Source organism: Nocardioides hankookensis, from assembly GCF_042658885.1.
Lineage (GTDB): Bacteria > Actinomycetota > Actinomycetes > Propionibacteriales > Nocardioidaceae > Nocardioides > Nocardioides hankookensis.
In genome coordinates, this window is record NZ_JBHSRJ010000004.1 from 734231 (window position 1) to 749645 (window position 15415).

Annotated in this window: 13 protein-coding genes; 9 read left to right on the plus strand and 4 right to left on the minus strand. The window is 70.1% G+C overall.

Annotated elements, in window-relative coordinates; all coding sequences use genetic code 11:
• Positions 1 to 8: 8 nt before the first annotated feature.
• Together ACFPYL_RS09985 and ACFPYL_RS09990 are read right to left on the minus strand one after the other, a co-directional pair.
• A complete protein-coding gene (locus ACFPYL_RS09985) occupies positions 9 to 1415 on the minus strand; it encodes an NAD(P)/FAD-dependent oxidoreductase (RefSeq protein ID WP_379153439.1) in 1407 nt (468 codons plus the stop codon).
• Complete coding sequence (locus ACFPYL_RS09990) at positions 1400 to 1873, minus strand: Lrp/AsnC family transcriptional regulator (RefSeq protein ID WP_449289707.1); 474 nt, start codon at positions 1871 to 1873, stop codon at positions 1400 to 1402. Before ACFPYL_RS09990 ends, ACFPYL_RS09985 begins: the two co-directional genes overlap by 16 nt.
• Before the next feature lie 151 nt (positions 1874 to 2024).
• Here ACFPYL_RS09990 and ACFPYL_RS09995 point away from each other — a divergent pair, with 151 nt between their 5' ends.
• The 4 genes from ACFPYL_RS09995 to ACFPYL_RS10010 are packed head-to-tail and all read left to right on the plus strand — an operon-like array spanning position 2025 to position 6061.
• Complete coding sequence (locus ACFPYL_RS09995; protein ID WP_379153441.1) at positions 2025 to 3221, plus strand: polyamine ABC transporter substrate-binding protein; 1197 nt, start codon at positions 2025 to 2027, stop codon at positions 3219 to 3221.
• Positions 3214 to 4371, plus strand: a complete 1158-nt coding sequence (locus ACFPYL_RS10000; RefSeq protein WP_449289708.1) for an ABC transporter ATP-binding protein — start codon at positions 3214 to 3216, stop codon at positions 4369 to 4371. Before ACFPYL_RS09995 ends, ACFPYL_RS10000 begins: the two co-directional genes overlap by 8 nt.
• Positions 4368 to 5228: an ABC transporter permease gene (locus ACFPYL_RS10005; RefSeq protein ID WP_379153444.1), complete on the plus strand. Its 861-nt coding sequence runs from the start codon at positions 4368 to 4370 to the stop codon at positions 5226 to 5228. Before ACFPYL_RS10000 ends, ACFPYL_RS10005 begins: the two co-directional genes overlap by 4 nt.
• Positions 5225 to 6061: an ABC transporter permease gene (locus ACFPYL_RS10010; RefSeq protein ID WP_379153445.1), complete on the plus strand. Its 837-nt coding sequence runs from the start codon at positions 5225 to 5227 to the stop codon at positions 6059 to 6061. The genes ACFPYL_RS10005 and ACFPYL_RS10010 overlap by 4 nt, the downstream gene beginning before the upstream one ends.
• 68 nt (positions 6062 to 6129) lie before the next feature.
• Here the strand turns inward: ACFPYL_RS10010 and ACFPYL_RS10015 are convergent, their stop codons facing one another.
• A complete protein-coding gene (locus tag ACFPYL_RS10015; protein ID WP_379153446.1) occupies positions 6130 to 7068 on the minus strand; it encodes a hypothetical protein in 939 nt (312 codons plus the stop codon).
• Between the two features lie 118 nt (positions 7069 to 7186).
• Positions 7187 to 8575, minus strand: coding sequence for an aspartate aminotransferase family protein (locus ACFPYL_RS10020; RefSeq protein WP_379153448.1), 1389 nt, complete (start codon positions 8573 to 8575; stop codon positions 7187 to 7189).
• 92 nt (positions 8576 to 8667) lie between these two features.
• On the opposite strand from ACFPYL_RS10020, the gene speB reads away from it, so the two are divergent.
• From speB to ACFPYL_RS10045, 5 genes are all read left to right on the plus strand, one after another.
• Positions 8668 to 9669 carry an agmatinase gene (gene speB, locus ACFPYL_RS10025; RefSeq protein ID WP_379153449.1) on the plus strand — a complete coding sequence of 334 codons (1002 nt, stop codon included), beginning with the start codon at positions 8668 to 8670 and terminating at the stop codon, positions 9667 to 9669.
• Positions 9669 to 11303: an amidohydrolase gene (locus ACFPYL_RS10030; protein WP_379153450.1), complete on the plus strand. Its 1635-nt coding sequence runs from the start codon at positions 9669 to 9671 to the stop codon at positions 11301 to 11303. The genes speB and ACFPYL_RS10030 overlap by 1 nt, the downstream gene beginning before the upstream one ends.
• A 70-nt stretch (positions 11304 to 11373) precedes the next feature.
• A complete protein-coding gene (locus ACFPYL_RS10035; RefSeq protein WP_379153451.1) occupies positions 11374 to 12807 on the plus strand; it encodes a gamma-aminobutyraldehyde dehydrogenase in 1434 nt (477 codons plus the stop codon).
• A gap of 4 nt (positions 12808 to 12811) precedes the next feature.
• Positions 12812 to 14023, plus strand: coding sequence for a saccharopine dehydrogenase family protein (locus tag ACFPYL_RS10040; protein ID WP_379153453.1), 1212 nt, complete (start codon positions 12812 to 12814; stop codon positions 14021 to 14023).
• Positions 14024 to 14098: 75 nt separating this feature from the next.
• Positions 14099 to 15412 carry a hypothetical protein gene (locus ACFPYL_RS10045; RefSeq protein WP_379153454.1) on the plus strand — a complete coding sequence of 438 codons (1314 nt, stop codon included), beginning with the start codon at positions 14099 to 14101 and terminating at the stop codon, positions 15410 to 15412.
• Positions 15413 to 15415: the final 3 nt, after the last annotated feature.

A 15415-nucleotide genomic window follows, 5' to 3' on the forward strand; every position in this document is an offset into this window, starting at 1 on the left:
CAACAGGCCTAGCCCAGCAGGGGCGCGACGGCGCGCGCCACCAGGCTCGGCATCCGGGTGAGCGACTCCTCGGCGTCGGCGAGGGTCATCGCGTGCAGGCCGGCGTTGATGCCGAGCCAGCGCAGCGGCTCGCGCTCCCAGCCGGGGGAGCGGTGGCCGACCCACGGGAGCCGGGTGAGCTCGGTGTCGCGGCCGAGGACGAGGTCGCGCAGGGTGCGACCGGCCAGGTTGGTCGTGCTGACCCCGTCGCCGACGTACCCGCCCGCCCAGCCCAGGCCGGTCTCCCGGTCCAGCCCGACCGACGCGCACCAGTCGCGCGGGATGCCCAGGGCGCCGCCCCACGCATGGGTGACGCGGGTGCCGACCAGGACCGGGAAGAGGTCGACGAGGGTGGCGTACAGCCGCGCGAAGACCTTCTCGTCGCGGTCGTACTCCGGCTTGATCCGCGAGCCGAGGTGGTACGGCGCACCGCGGCCGCCGAAGACCAGGCGATCGTCGGCGGTGCGCTGCCCGTAGATGATCAGGTGGCGGTGGTCGGTGAACGTCTCGCGTCGGGCGAGGCCGATCTCGTCCCACACCTCCGGCGGCAGCGGCTCGGTCGCGATGATCAGCGAGTAGACGGGCACCATGGTGCGCCGCTCACCGGCCAGGGTCGCCGTGTAGCCCTCGGTCGCACGCAGCACGGTGCGCGCCCGGACCAGCCCCTGCTCGGTGCGGGCCAGGTGCGGCTCGATCGCCGTGACCCGGGTCTGCTCGTGGATGGCGACGCCGCGGCGCTCGACCGCGCTCGCGAGCCCGCGGACCAGGCGGGCGGGGTGCACGACCGCGCAGTCGGGCGTGTACGTCGCGCCGCGGGTGTGGCTGCCACGGAGGATCGAGGTCGCCTCGGTGGCGCTGAGCAGCCGGACGTCGTCCTCGTCGCGGTCCCAGGCCCGCGCCTCCTTGACCTCGGCCTTCGCCCGGGACCACTGCGCGCGGCTGCGGGCGAGAGAGATGGTGCCGCCCTGCGCGATGTCGGCCTCGATGCCCTCCGCGGCGGCCGCCCGCACCACCTCGTCGACGGTCTCCCGCATCGCGCGGTGCTGGTCGAGGGCGGCCGCGCGGTCGGCGTACCCGGCGAGCGTCGGCAGCGAGGCGGGGAAGAGCGCCGAGCACCAACCACCGTTGCGCCCCGAGGCGCCGAAGCCGGCGGTCTCCGCCTCGAGCACGACGACGCGCAGCTCGGGGTCGGCCTCGGCGAGGTAGTGGGCGGTCCAGAGCCCGGTGAAGCCCGCGCCGACGATGGCGACGTCGGCCTCGACGTCACCCTCGAGCGGGGCCCGCGGCGTCCAGTCGGTCTCGACGGTGTCGTGCCAGAGCGAGAGCCGCTCGTAGTGCGGATCCCTGCGGTCGACGGGGGTCAGCGCACACCCCACGAGTAGGTCTGCTTGCGCAGGCTCAGGTACATGAACGTCTCGGTGGCGACCACGCCCTCGACGGTGCGGATGCTGCCCGAGATGAGCTCGAGCAGGTGCTCGTCGGTCTCGCACACGACCTCGACGAGCAGGTCGAAGGACCCGGCGGTGATGACGACGTAGTCGACCTCGTCGAGCTCGGCGAGCCGGTCCGCCACCGGCTCCAGCGGGCCGGAGACCCGGATCCCGACCATCGCCTGGCGGGCGAAGCCGAGCTCGAGCGGGTCGGTCACGGCGACCACCTGCATCACGCCCGACTCGATCAACCGCTGCACGCGCTGGCGCACGGCCGCCTCCGACAGGCCGACGACCTTGCCGATCGCGGCGTACGAGCGCCGCCCGTCCTGCTGGAGCTGCTCGATGATCGCCTTGGAGACGTCGTCCAACGGAAGTGCTGCCCGGCCGGAGTTCCTGCTCATGGGGGGATGGTAGCGGCGTACCACCGGTGGTCTGGGCAACCTGGGACGAAGGATTTCGTTGCGAGGATGTTTCGTATCGACGGGATCGCTTGTCGAGAGCCCCTCAGCGTGGCACGATCCGAGGCGTCGAGCAGGTTCGAAGGGAGTCCGCATGGTGCAGGGACCCACCGGGGGTGGACGAGGCGGGCTGTCTCGTCGCGGGTTGCTCAAGGCCGGCGGTGGGTTCGCGTTCGCGGGCGTCAGCCTCGCGGCGCTGCAGCTGCCGTTCTTCGGGGTCGACCCCCGCAAGGTCAACCCCGCCGACTGTCGGGCGACCGACCTGTCGGCCAGCCAGAAGAAGCTCATCGTCTCCAACTGGCCGGCGTACATCGACCCGATCAAGAAGCCCACGTCGACCCTGCGGGTCTTCGAGGACCAGACCGGGGTCAGCGTCGACTACACCGACGACGTCAACGACAACAACGAGTTCTACGCCAAGGTGAAGAACCAGCTCGGGTCGTGCCAGACGATCAACCGCGACATGATCGTGCTGACCGACTGGATGGCCGCGCGGATGATCTCGCTCGGCTGGATCCAGCCGCTCGACAAGGGCAGCGTCCCCAACCTGCACGCCAACCTGATCAAGCCCCTCCAGGGCCGGCAGTGGGACCCCGACCTCACCTACCACGCGCCGTGGCAGAGCGGCCTGACCGGGATCGCCTACAACGCGGCGAAGACCGGCGAGGTGAAGAGCTTCGAGGAGCTGCTCACCCGCCCCGAGCTCAACGGCAAGATCAGCCTGCTCAGCGAGATGCGCGACACGATGGGCTTCATGCTCAAGGTGGTCGGCGCCGACCCGAGCGACTTCACCGACGACGACTGGGCCAACGCCATCGACCGGCTGCGGGAGGTCGTCGCGTCGGGCCAGGTGCGCGCGTTCACCGGCAACGAGTACATCCAGGACCTCGCGGCCGGCAACATCGTCGCGTGCGAGGCGTGGTCCGGCGACGTGATCCAGGCGCAGTTCGACAACCCGGACATCAAGTTCATCGCGCCGGAGGAGGGCCTGTCGCTCTGGAGCGACAACATGCTCGTGCCCAACCTGGCCGAGCACCAGGCCAACGCCGAGAAGTGGATCGACTACTACTACGACCCCGAGAACGCGGCCAAGCTCGCGGCCTGGGTCAACTACATCTGCCCCGTGGACGGGGCGAAGGAAGCGATGGAGAAGGTCGACCCGAGCCTGGTCGACAACGTCCTGATCTTCCCGGACGACGAGACCCTCGCCGTCACGTTCGACTTCATGCCGCTCGACGAGAAGCAGATCACCGCCTACCAAGGAGAGTTCGACGATGTCACAGGTGGCTGAGCAGGAGCCGACGGCGACGGACTCCGAGGCGTACGACGGGTTGCGGCTGCGGCAGGTGACCAAGTCGTTCGGCTCGTTCCACGCGGTCTCGAGCCTCGACCTCGACGTACCCCGCGGCTCGTTCATCGCGCTGCTGGGGCCGTCCGGCTGTGGCAAGACGACGACGCTGCGGATGGTGGCGGGTCTCGAGACGCCGACCTCGGGGTCGATCACCCTCGCGGGGCAGGACATCACCTACGCGAAGCCCTACCAGCGGCCGGTCAACACGGTCTTTCAGAGCTATGCGCTCTTCCCGCACCTCGACATCTTCGAGAACGTCGCGTTCGGGCTGCGTCGCCGCAAGCGCAAGGACGTCGAGCAGGCGGTGCGCGAGATGCTCGAGCTGGTCGAGCTCGAGTCGCAGGCCCGCAAGAAGCCGGCCCAACTGTCCGGTGGTCAGCAGCAGCGGGTCGCGCTGGCGCGGGCGCTGATCAACAAGCCCGAGGTGCTGCTGCTCGACGAGCCGCTCGGCGCCCTGGACCTCAAGCTGCGACGCTCGATGCAGCTGGAGATCAAGCGGATCCAGACCGAGGTCGGGCTCACCTTCGTCCACGTCACGCACGACCAGGAGGAGGCCATGACGATGGCCGACACGGTCGCGGTGATGAACGCCGGGGTCATCGAGCAGATGGGCGCACCGGCGGACCTCTACGAGAACCCGCAGTCGACGTTCGTCGCCAACTTCCTCGGCCAGTCGAACCTGATCGAGGGCACCATCCAGAACCGCGCCGCCGACGTCGTCACCGTCGACATGCACGGCATCGGCGTCTCGATCCCGACCGACCGGTGCCACGCCGACGGCGACAAGGGCTGGGTCGGGATCCGGCCGGAGAAGGTGCTCATCGGCGAGCCCGGCGAGGCGCTCGACGCGCCCGGCAACACCATCCCCGGCGGCGTCGTCACCGACGTCAGCTTCGTGGGCGTGAGCACGCAGTACCTCGTGCGGATGCCGTGGGGCCAGGAGCTCGGTGTCTTCGAGCAGAACACCGGACGACGGCGGATGTTCCGCCCGGGTGAGTCGGTCGAGCTGTCGTGGCGCCCGGAGTACGCGTTCCTCCTCGACTTCAGCCAGGACGCCTCGGCCGGCGCGCAGAAGGTCGACGCCGAATGAGCGAGACGGTCCGCAAGCGCGGCTCCACCGGGTACTTCCTGCTGATCCCCGGCGTGCTGTGGCTCGCCCTGTTCTTCGTCGTACCGCTCTACTCCCTGGTCGCGACCAGCCTGTTCGACCCCAGCGGGTCGGACCTCAACGGCTACGAGATGACCTACCACTGGGCCAACTACACGGACGCGATCCAGTCCTACTGGCAGCCCCTGGTCCGCTCGCTCGCGTACGGCGCGCTCGCGACGCTCCTCTGCCTGCTGCTCGGCTACGTGCTGGCCTACGCGATCGCGTTCAAGGCCGGGCGCTGGAAGAACCTGATGCTGGTCCTGGTGATCGCGCCGTTCTTCACCAGCTTCCTGGTGCGGACGCTGTCGTGGAAGCTGCTGCTCGCCGACGACGGCTTCATCGTCAACACGCTGCAGGCGGTGCACGTCCTGGGCGCCGACGGCCGGCTGCTCGCGACGCCGGTCGCGGTGATCGCCGGTCTGACCTACAACTTCCTGCCGTTCATGGTGCTGCCGCTCTACGCGAGCATCGACAAGATCGACCACCGCCTGATCGAGGCGTCCAGCGACCTCTACGCGAACCCCTTCGTCGGGTTCTTCAAGGTCACCTGGCCGCTCTCCCTGCCGGGCGTCGTGTCGGGCACGCTGCTGACCTTCATCCCGGCGGTCGGCGACTACATCAACGCCCAGCTCCTCGGCAGCCCGAACCAGCGGATGATCGGCAGCGTGATCCAGAGCCTCTTCACCGACGCCAACGACTACCCGGCGGCGGCCGCGCTCTCGGTGATCCTGATGGTGCTGATCGTGGGCATGGTCTTGTTCTACGTGCGCCGCGCGGGGACGGAGGACCTGCTGTGAGCACCGCCGTGACCTACAAGCAGGGCAGTGCCGCCGGCCGCTGGTTCCGCGAGCACCTGGTCCTCATCCTCGGGATCGCCGTCCTGATCTACACGTTCGTGCCGATCTTCGTCGTGATCCTGATGAGCTTCAACGACCCGAGCAGCCGGCTGATCTACCGCTTCGACGGCTTCACGCTGCACAACTGGCTGAACCCCTGCGAGCCCGAGGGCATGTGCGGCTCGCTCTGGACCAGCATCCGGATCGGCTTCCTGGCGACGTTGGGCTCGACGATCCTGGGCACGCTGATGGCGTTCGCGCTGGTGCGCCACCAGTTCGCCGGCCGCTCCGGGATGAACCTCCTGATCTTCCTGCCGATGGCCTCGCCCGAGATCGTGATGGGCTCCTCGCTGCTCGCGCTCTTCGTCGCCGCCGGCGTCGGTGGTCAGCTCGGCTTCTGGACGATCCTGATCGCGCACATCATGTTCTGCCTGTCCTTCGTGGTCGTCACCGTCCGGGCCCGACTAGCGGGTCTCGACGACAACCTCGAGCAGGCGGCGATGGACCTCTACGCCACGCCGAGACAGACGTTCTGGCGGGTCACCTTCCCGCTGGTCTTCCCGGGCATCCTCGGCGCCGCGCTGCTCAGCTTCTCGCTGTCGTTCGACGACTTCATCGTCACCAACCTCAACGCGGGCAACACCACGACGTTCCCGATGTACGTCTGGGGCGTCTCCCAGCGCGGCGTCCCGATGCAGGTCAACGTCGTCGGCACCGTGATGTTCCTGATCTCCGTCGCCATCGTCGTCGGCGGCGAGGTCACCAGCCGCCGCCGCGCGGCCAAGCTCACCTGACGCCGACCCGGCGCTCGTTTGCAGCCGACCCGGCACTGGTTTGTAGCCGACCCGGCGCTGGTTTGGGTTCAGACGAAGAAGCGCCGGGGGAGTCCGAGGCGTGCACGCAGGGCCTCGTACGACGTCCGCAGCCGTACCTCTGCGTCCTGCTGCTGGCCGAACACGTGGCGACGGCGGAAGTGCTCGAGCGTCCAGTTCCGCTCGTCCTCGAGCCAGCGGTGGCGTTCGCCGTCGTACGCCGCGCGTTCGGGTCCGTGCCACTGCTCGCCGTCGTACTCGGCGCCGAAGCGGAAGTCCTCGAGTCCCATGTCGATGCGGTAGATCTCGCGACCGTCGTCCCGGACCGAGATCTGGGTGGTGGGTCGCGGCAAGCCCGCGCCGATCCAACGCAGTCGAAGGGCGCTCTCTCCGAACGACTCGGAGCCGCCATCGGCCAGCGGCGCCAGGACGCGCAGCGCAACGACCCCGCGGCGGCGGTTGAAGCGCGGCACCTGTGCGAGAAGCTGTTCGTGGGAGAACTGGCCGAGTCGCAGCATGGCGTCCATGCCGTTGAGCTTCAGGTCAGCGTTCGACTCGAGCCGTCCGAGGTCGAGCGCGGTCCGCAGCGGCGTCGTGACGCAGAGCCCGTCGACTTCCATCAGGTCGCGCGGGAGAATCTCGCGCTCGCCACTCACGACGAGCTTGTTGCGCAGGCGGTGCCCCTCGCTCGGGACGAAGCAGGAGAGCGGCGGCACCTCCAGGTGCTCGTTGGGCGCGAGCGCGCGGTCGCCCGCGTGGAGCCAGGCGGCGGAACGATCACAGACGAACGCGTCTGGAGGCAGGATGAGCCGCAAGGCCCGGCAGCGCAGCTCCAGGCCGTCGGGGAGCGAGGCTGGGATGTAGACACCCGGCACTGGGTGTCGCAGAACGCCGCGGCGTACCAGCTGGAAGAGCGTGCTCGCGTCGAGCCCGAAGTGCCGGGCGTCGACCATGCCGAACGGATGATCAGGCAGGACAGGTGTCTCCATGCCGAAGACACCTGCCCCGATGAGGTCCATCCCAGCGGCGTCGGGCGTGATCTGTGGACAACGTCCACGACCCTGCCAAACCAGCGCCGGGTCGGCTGAAAACTGGCGCCGGGTCGGCTTACAGGAGGGTGGCCGCCTTGTCGAGGACGGTGCGCAGGATCTGCTCCATCTCGTCGAAGTGCGTCTGGTCGCAGATCAGCGGGGGAGAGAGCTGGATGACCGGGTCTCCGCGGTCGTCGGCGCGGCAGTAGAGGCCCTCGTCGTAGAGCGCCTTGGAGAGGAAGCCGCGGAGCAGCTTCTCGGACTCCTCCTCGTTGAAGGTCTCCCGGGTGTCCTTGTCCTTGACCAGCTCGATCCCGTAGAAGTACCCGTCGCCGCGGACGTCGCCGACGATCGGCAGGTCCAGGAGCCGCTCGAGGGTGGAGCGGAAGGCGCCCTCGTTGTCGCGGACGTGCTCGAGGATGTGCTCGTTCTCGAAGACGTCGAAGTTCGCCATCGCGACCGCGGTCGAGACCGGGTGGCCGCCGAAGGTGAAGCCGTGGGCGAACATCTCGGCGCCCTGGAGGAACGGCTCCATCAGCCGGTCCGAGGTGATCATCGCGCCGAGCGGGGCGTAGCCCGAGGTGATGCCCTTCGCCGAGGTGATGATGTCGGGCTGGTAGCCGTAGCGCTCCGCGCCGAACATGTAGCCCAGCCGGCCGTAGGCGCAGATGACCTCGTCGGAGACCAGCAGCACGTCGTACTCGTCGCAGATCTCACGCACCCGCTGGAAGTAGCCGGGCGGGGGCGGGAAGCAGCCGCCGGCGTTCTGTACTGGCTCGAGGAAGACGGCCGCGACGGTCTCGGGCCCCTCGTTCTCGATCTGTACGGCGATCTGGTCGGCCGCCCAGCGGCCGAAGGCCTCGGGGTCGCTGCCGTCGAGCAGTCCGCCGGTGGTCTCGGAGGCCCGGTAGATGTTGGTGTTCGGGACCCGGAAGGTCGACGGCACCAGCGGCTCGAACTGCGCCTTGAGCGGCGGTAGGCCGGTGATCGACAGGGCGCCCTGGGTGGTGCCGTGGTAGGCGATCGTCCGGCTGAGCACCTTGTGCTTCATCGGCTTGCCGGTGAGCTTGAAGTAGTTCTTGGCGAGCTTCCACGCGGACTCGACGGCCTCGCCGCCGCCGGTGGTGAAGAAGACCCGGTTGAGGTCGCCCGGCGCGTACGCCGCGATCCGCTCGGCGAGCATGATCGCGTTCGGGTGCGCGTAGGACCACAGCGGGTGGAACGCCAGCTCCTTGGCCTGCGCGGCCGCCGCGTCGGCGAGCTCGGTGCGCCCGTGGCCGAGCTGGGAGACGAAGAGCCCGCCGAGACCGTCGAGGTAGCGCTTGCCCTGCGCGTCGTAGATGTAGGCGCCCTCACCGCGCACGATGATCGGCACGTCGGAGGTGTCGTACGTCGAGTGGCGCGTGAAGTGCATCCACAGGTGGTCCTTGGCGGCCCGCTGGAGGTGGTCGTAGTCCTGCTGCATACCTCCATGGTGCGCGGTCCGCATGGCGAGAAGCAAGCGAATCCGTCGCTCAAGCGTGTGATTTCTCCGGAATCCGTTGTTGAATTGGGCCCATGACCCGGTACGGACCGCAATTCGGACCCGACATCACCTTCCTCGGCGTCGACCCGGTCGACCTCGACGACGCGACGAGCCTCGCCGCGGCCGACGTCGTGGTCGTCGGCGCCCCGTTCGACGGCGGCACGTCGCACCGACCGGGCACCCGCTTCGGCCCGCAGGCGATCCGGCAGACCGACTACCTCCCGCACGACGGCTCGCGCCCGCACCTCGCGCTGCGCGTCGACGCACTCCAGGACATCCGGGTCGTCGACGCGGGCGACGTCGAGATGCCGCCGGGGGAGATCGAGCGCTCGCTGGGCGCCCTGGAGCAGGCCGTCTACGCCGTCGCCAGCGCCGGCGCGATCCCGCTGATCCTCGGCGGCGACCACTCCATCGCCCTGCCCGACGCGACTGGGGTCGCGCGCCACCACGGCTTCGGCAAGGTCTCGATGATCCACTTCGACGCGCACGCCGACACCGGCGACATCGAGTTCGGCTCGCTCTACGGGCACGGCCAGCCGATGCGCCGGCTGATCGAGTCCGGCGCGCTGCGCGGTGACCGGTTCCTCCAGATGGGGCTGCGCGGCTACTGGCCCGGCCCCGAGACGCTCGGCTGGATGGCCGAGCAGAACATGCGCTCCTACGAGATGACCGAGATCGGCAAGCGCGGTCTCGAGGCCTGCCTCGACGAGGCGTTCGAGATCGCCCTCGACGAGTGCGACGCCGTCTTCCTCTCCGTCGACATCGACGTCTGCGACCCCGGCCACGCGCCCGGCACGGGCACGCCGGAGCCCGGTGGGCTCTCCTCGAGGCAGCTGCTCGACGCCGTACGCCGGATCTGCCGCGAGCTGCCCGTCGCGGGCATCGACGTCGTCGAGGTCTCGCCGCCGTACGACCATGCCGAGATCACCGCGTTCCTCGCCAACCGGGTCTGCCTCGAGGCGCTCTCCGGCCTGGCCGCCCGCAAGCACGGCATCTCGCACGACCCGGCCGGACCGCTGCTGGAAGGTCGCTGATGGCGACGCTCTTCACCAACGGCGCCCTCTTCGACGGGCACCGGTACGTCGGGGCGGGGTCGGTGTTCGTCGACGGCGGTCGCATCGTGTCGGTCGACGGTGGTTTCGAGGCTCGCTCCGCTCGCACCTCAACCACCGAGGTGGTCGATCTGGATGGCGGGCTGGTGGCTCCCGGGTTCGTCGACGCCCACGTCCACGCGGTGCAGGGCGGCCTCGAGCGCACCCGCTGCGACCTGACCGACGGCCACACCCGCGACGACTACCTGCGGATCGTCAAGGCGTACGCCGACGCGCACCCGGAACGGCCCTGGATCCTCGGCGGCGGCTGGGCGATGTCGGCCTTCCCGGGCGGCACGCCGACCGCCGCCGACCTGGACGCGGTCGTGCCCGACCGGCCGGTCTTCCTGCCCAACCGGGACCACCACGGCGCCTGGGTCAACACCCGCGCCCTGGAGCTCGCCGGCGTCGACCGGCACACGCCCGACCCCGCCGACGGCCGCTTCGAGCGCGACGCCGAGGGCCGCCCGACCGGCACGCTGCACGAGGGCGCCATGAACGCGGTCGCGCGGCTGACCCCGCAGACCACCGACGACGAGTACTACGCCGCGCTGCTCGAGGGGCAGCGCTACCTCCACTCGTACGGCGTGACCGGGTGGCAGGACGCCATCGTCGGTGCGTACGCCGGCATGGACGACCCCGGCCCGACGTACCTCCGCGCGGCGCAGGAGGGCGACCTCTCCGCGCACGTCGTCGGCGCGCTCTGGTGGGACCGCACCCGCGGTGCTGAGCAGATCCCGGACCTGGTGGCGCGCCGCGAGCAGTACACGCACGGGCAGTTCCGGGCGACCAGCGTGAAGGTGATGCAGGACGGCGTCGCCGAGAACTTCACGGCCGCCCTGGGTGCGCCGTACCTCGACCGCTGCGGCCACGCGACCACCAATGCCGGCCACTCGTTCGTCGAGCCCGAGGCGCTGCGGGAGTACGTGAGGCTGCTCGACGCCACCGGCTTCCAGGTGCACGTGCACGCGATCGGCGACCGCGGCGCCCGCGAGGCCCTCGACGCCTTCGAGGGCACCGATCCCGAGCGGCGCCACCACGTCGCGCACCTCCAGCTCGTCCACCCCGACGACGTGGGCCGCTTCGCCGGGCTCGGAGTCGCCGCCAACCTGCAGATGCTCTGGGCGTGCCTCGACGAGCAGATGGTCGACCTGACGCTGCCGTTCCTCGGCGAGGAGCGCGCGGCCTGGCAGTACCCCTTCGGCGACCTCGAGCGCGCCGGCGCCCGCCTGGTCGCGGGCAGCGACTGGCCGGTGAGCACGCCGAACCCGCTGGAGGCGATCCACGTCGCCGTCAACCGGACGGCGTACGGCGAGGCGGGCCGCGCCGGGCACGAGCGGTTCCTGCCCGAGCAGGCGATCGCGCTCGAGAGCGCGTTCGCGGCGTACACCTCCGGCTCGGCGTGGATCAACCACCGTGGGCCAGAAGATGTACGGAGCGCCGGGGTGCTGCGCCCGGGCGCGACGGCGGACCTCGTGGTGCTCGACCGGGACCCGTTCGCGGGCTCGGCCGACGACATCGGCGGCACCCGGGTGGTGTCCACCTGGATCGACGGGACGGCCGTCTACCGGGCCTGAAACAACGAAATCAGTGTTCCAGGGTGGCTTACCCCTACAGATTCCGTTGTCGGACCTCTAGGCTCGCGGCATGGCTGACCAGTCTTTCAAGAACGTCGTCAACGGAGAGCTCGTCGAGAGCGTGTCGGGGGAGACCTACGACGTCATCGACCCGACCACGGGGGAGGTGTACGCGCAGGCGCCGAGGTCCGGCGACGAGGACATCGACCGGGCCTACGCCGCGGCCGACGCCGCCTTCGAGGGCTGGGGCTACGCGACGCCCCAGGACCGCTCCAACGCGCTGCTGAAGATCGCGCAGGCGATCGAGGACCGCGTCGACGAGATCAACGCCGTCGAGTGCAAGGACACCGGCAAGCCGGTCCAGCTGACGATGGACGAGGAGATGCCCTACGCCTCGGACCACTTCAAGTTCTTCGCCGGTGCGGCGCGGATGCTCGAGGGCAAGGCGGCCGGTGAGTACATGGCCGACCACACCTCGTGGGTACGCCGCGAGCCGGTCGGCGTCGTCGGCCAGGTGACGCCGTGGAACTACCCGCTGCTGATGATGATCTGGAAGATCGCGCCCGCGCTCGCGGCCGGCAACACCGTCGTCCTCAAGCCCAGCGACACCACTCCCGCGAGCTCGACGCTGCTGGCCGAGATCGCGCAGGAGTTTCTCCCGCCGGGCGTGCTCAACGTGGTCTGCGGCGACCGCGACACCGGCCGCGCGCTGGTCTCCCACAAGACGCCGCAGATGGTGGCGATCACCGGCTCGGTGCGCGCCGGCATGCAGGTTGCGGAGGCGGCCTCGCACGACCTCAAGCGCGTCCACCTCGAGCTCGGCGGCAAGGCGCCCTGCGTGGTCTTCGACGACGCCGACATCGCGAAGGCGGCCGAGGGCATCGCCGGCGCCGGCCTCTTCAACGCCGGCCAGGACTGCACCGCCGCCACCCGCGTGCTGGTGCAGGCCGGCATCCACGACGAGTTCGTCGCCGCGCTGGCCGAGGCCGCGAAGGGGATGCCGACCGGCATGCCCGACGACGAGGCGACCTACTACGGCCCCCTCAACAACGCCAACCAGCTCGCCCACGTCACCGGCATGGTCGACCGGCTGCCCGACCACGCCAGCATCCAGACCGGCGGCACCCGCAAGGGCGAGAAGGGCTACTTCTACGAGCCCACCGTGCTCTCCGGCCTCCAGCAGACCGACGAGCAGATCCAGACCGAGATCTTCGGGCCGGTGATGACCGTGCAGAAGTTCAGCGACGAGGCGCAGGCGCTCACCTGGGCCAACGACGTCCAGTACGCACTCTCCTCCAGCGTGTGGACCCGCGACCACGCCCGCGCGCTGCGGATGTCGCGCCGCCTCGACTTCGGCGCCGTGTGGATCAACACGCACATCCCGTTCGTGTCCGAGATGCCGCACGGCGGCTTCAAGCACTCCGGCTACGGCAAGGACCTCTCCGGCTACGGCTTCGAGGACTACACCCGGATCAAGCACGTGATGAGCTACCACGGTGAGTGATCCGATGAGGATCCTGCTGGTCGGCGCCGGGGGCGTGGGGTCGGCGTTCGCCGCCATCGCGGCGCGGCGCGACTTCTTCGAGACGATCGTGGTCGCCGACTACGACGCGGCCAGGGCCGAGAAGGCGGCTGCCGCCGACGAGAGGTACGTCGGCGCGCAGATCGACGCGTCGTCGGCCGAGTCGGTCGCGGCGCTGTGCCGCGAGCACGGCATCACCCACGTGATGAACGCCGTCGACCCGGTCTTCAACATGCCGATCTTCAACGGAGCGGCCGAGGCCGGCGCCGACTACCTCGACATGGCGATGTCGCTGTCGAAGCCGCACCCGGAGGCGCCGTACGAGCAGACGGGCGTGAAGCTCGGCGACGAGCAGTTCGCCGTGGCGGAGGAGTGGGAGCAGAGCGGCCGCCTCGCGCTGGTGGGCATCGGCGTCGAGCCCGGGCTCTCCGACGTCTTCGCGCGGTACGCCGCCGACCACCTCTTCAGCGAGATCGACGAGCTGGGCACCCGCGACGGCGCCAACCTGGTGGTCACCGACGACGACGGCAACGAGATCTTCGCGCCGTCGTTCTCGATGTGGACCACGATCGAGGAGTGCCTCAACCCGCCGGTCATCTGGGAGAAGGACCGCGGTTGGTTCACGACCCCGCCGTTCTCGGAGCCGGAGGTCTTCGACTTCCCCGAGGGCATCGGCCCGGTCGAGTGCGTCAACGTCGAGCACGAGGAGGTGCTCCTGATGCCGCGCTGGGTCGACTGCAAGCGGGCGACCTTCAAGTACGGCCTCGGCGACGAGTTCATCAACATCCTCAAGGTGCTCAACACCCTGGGCCTCGACAAGACCGACACGGTGCGGGTCAAGGGCGTCGAGGTCAGCCCGCGCGACGTGGTCGCCGCCGTCCTCCCGGACCCGGCGACCGTCGGCGCGCGGATGACGGGCAAGACCTGCGCCGGCCTGTGGGTGACCGGCACGGGGAAGGACGGCGCCGAGCGGTCGACGTACCTCTACCACGTGGTCGACAACGAGTGGACGATGCGCGAGTACGGCCACCAGTGCGTCGTCTGGCAGACCGCGATCAACCCGGTCGTCGCCCTCGAGCTGCTCGCCCGCGGCACCTGGAGCGGCGCCGGCGTGCTCGGGCCCGAGGCGTTCGACGCGGTGCCGTTCCTCGACCTGCTCACGGAGTACGGCAGCCCCTGGGGGATGAAGGAGCTCTGAGCCCCGTGTAACGCATTCGGGGTCTTCGACGCTGTCAGTGGTGAGAGGTACCTCCCCCGCCCAGGAGAGCAGGCTATGAAGCGCATGTCCCGGACCACGACGCTCGTCCGCGCCGTGGTGGCCGCGCTGGTCACGACGGCACTGGTCACGACCGCACTCGGAACGGTCGGCGCCCCGGCGGTCGCCGCCACTGCGGCACCGGCAGCCACGTCGATCTCCATCAGGCCCCTCCAGCCGTCCGTGACGCCGGGCGAGTCCGGCGTCATCGCCGGGAACCTGCAGGTGGAAGGCGCTTCCCCTGCCGACCGGCCGGTCGACCTCGAAGCACAGGCGGCCGGCGAGCAGGTCTTCACGCCGATCGGGACGGCCACCACGGGGGACAAGGGAGGCGTGCGCCTGACCGTGGCGCCAGAGGTCACCACCCGGTACCGCTGGCACTACGCAGGCGCTGACGACGCCAAGCCGCGCTACAGCGGCGTCGCCGTGATCCGGGTGCACGCACCGAGTCACCCGGCTCACCGCCTCCCCACCACCCTCTCGATCCGCGCGATGCGCCCCGTCGTCGGCGCCGACGGCACCGGCGTCGTGCGTGGCAACCTCCGCGTGAACCGCTTCCACCTGCGCGGCAAGTACGTCGTCCTGCTCGCCCGCACCACCCCGGGCGGGAACTGGCAGTACCGCAACGGCCAGCGGACCGACCGGGACGGGCTCGTGAGCTTCCGGGTGCGCCCGGCGAGCCCCACGGCGTACCGTCTCGCCTTCGCCGGCACGTCGAGGTTCCGCCCGGTCCGCAGCGGGACCGTGCAGATCGGAGTCCGGCAGGTCGTCTCGATCTTGGCCGAGCCGCGGCGGGTCGACCCGGGCGGGAGCAGCGTCGTCTCCGGGACCGTGACCTACTCGGCCAGCCCGGTCGCCGGCGTGAGCGTCGACCTGGTCAGCAAGACGGTCCGTCCGAAGACGGCGTGGGCCATCGCCGAGACGGCGACCACCGCCGCCGACGGGTCGGTCAGCTTCACGGTGACCCCGGCCACCGCCTCCCGCTACCGGCTCCGCGCGCACGCCGCCGCGGGGCTGCCCGGCGGGGTCAGCCGGGTGGTCGAGATCGGTGTCCGCGCGCCGAGCTCGCTGTCGATCCGCGGTCGCGACGTCCCGCGGGGCCTGGCCGTCACCGGTCAGCTCCGGGCGCAGAGACACCCCGTCAAGGGCGCACTGGTGACGCTCCAGACGTACGATGCCGGCACGGCCACCTGGACGGTCGTCGACCACGCACGCACGGCACGCAACGGCACGGTCCGTTTTGTGCGGCCGAGCGCGCCGGGGACCGACTACCGTCTGGGGTACGCCGCTAGACGATTCGCCGCGAGCACCAGCGCGACGCTCACGGACTGATGA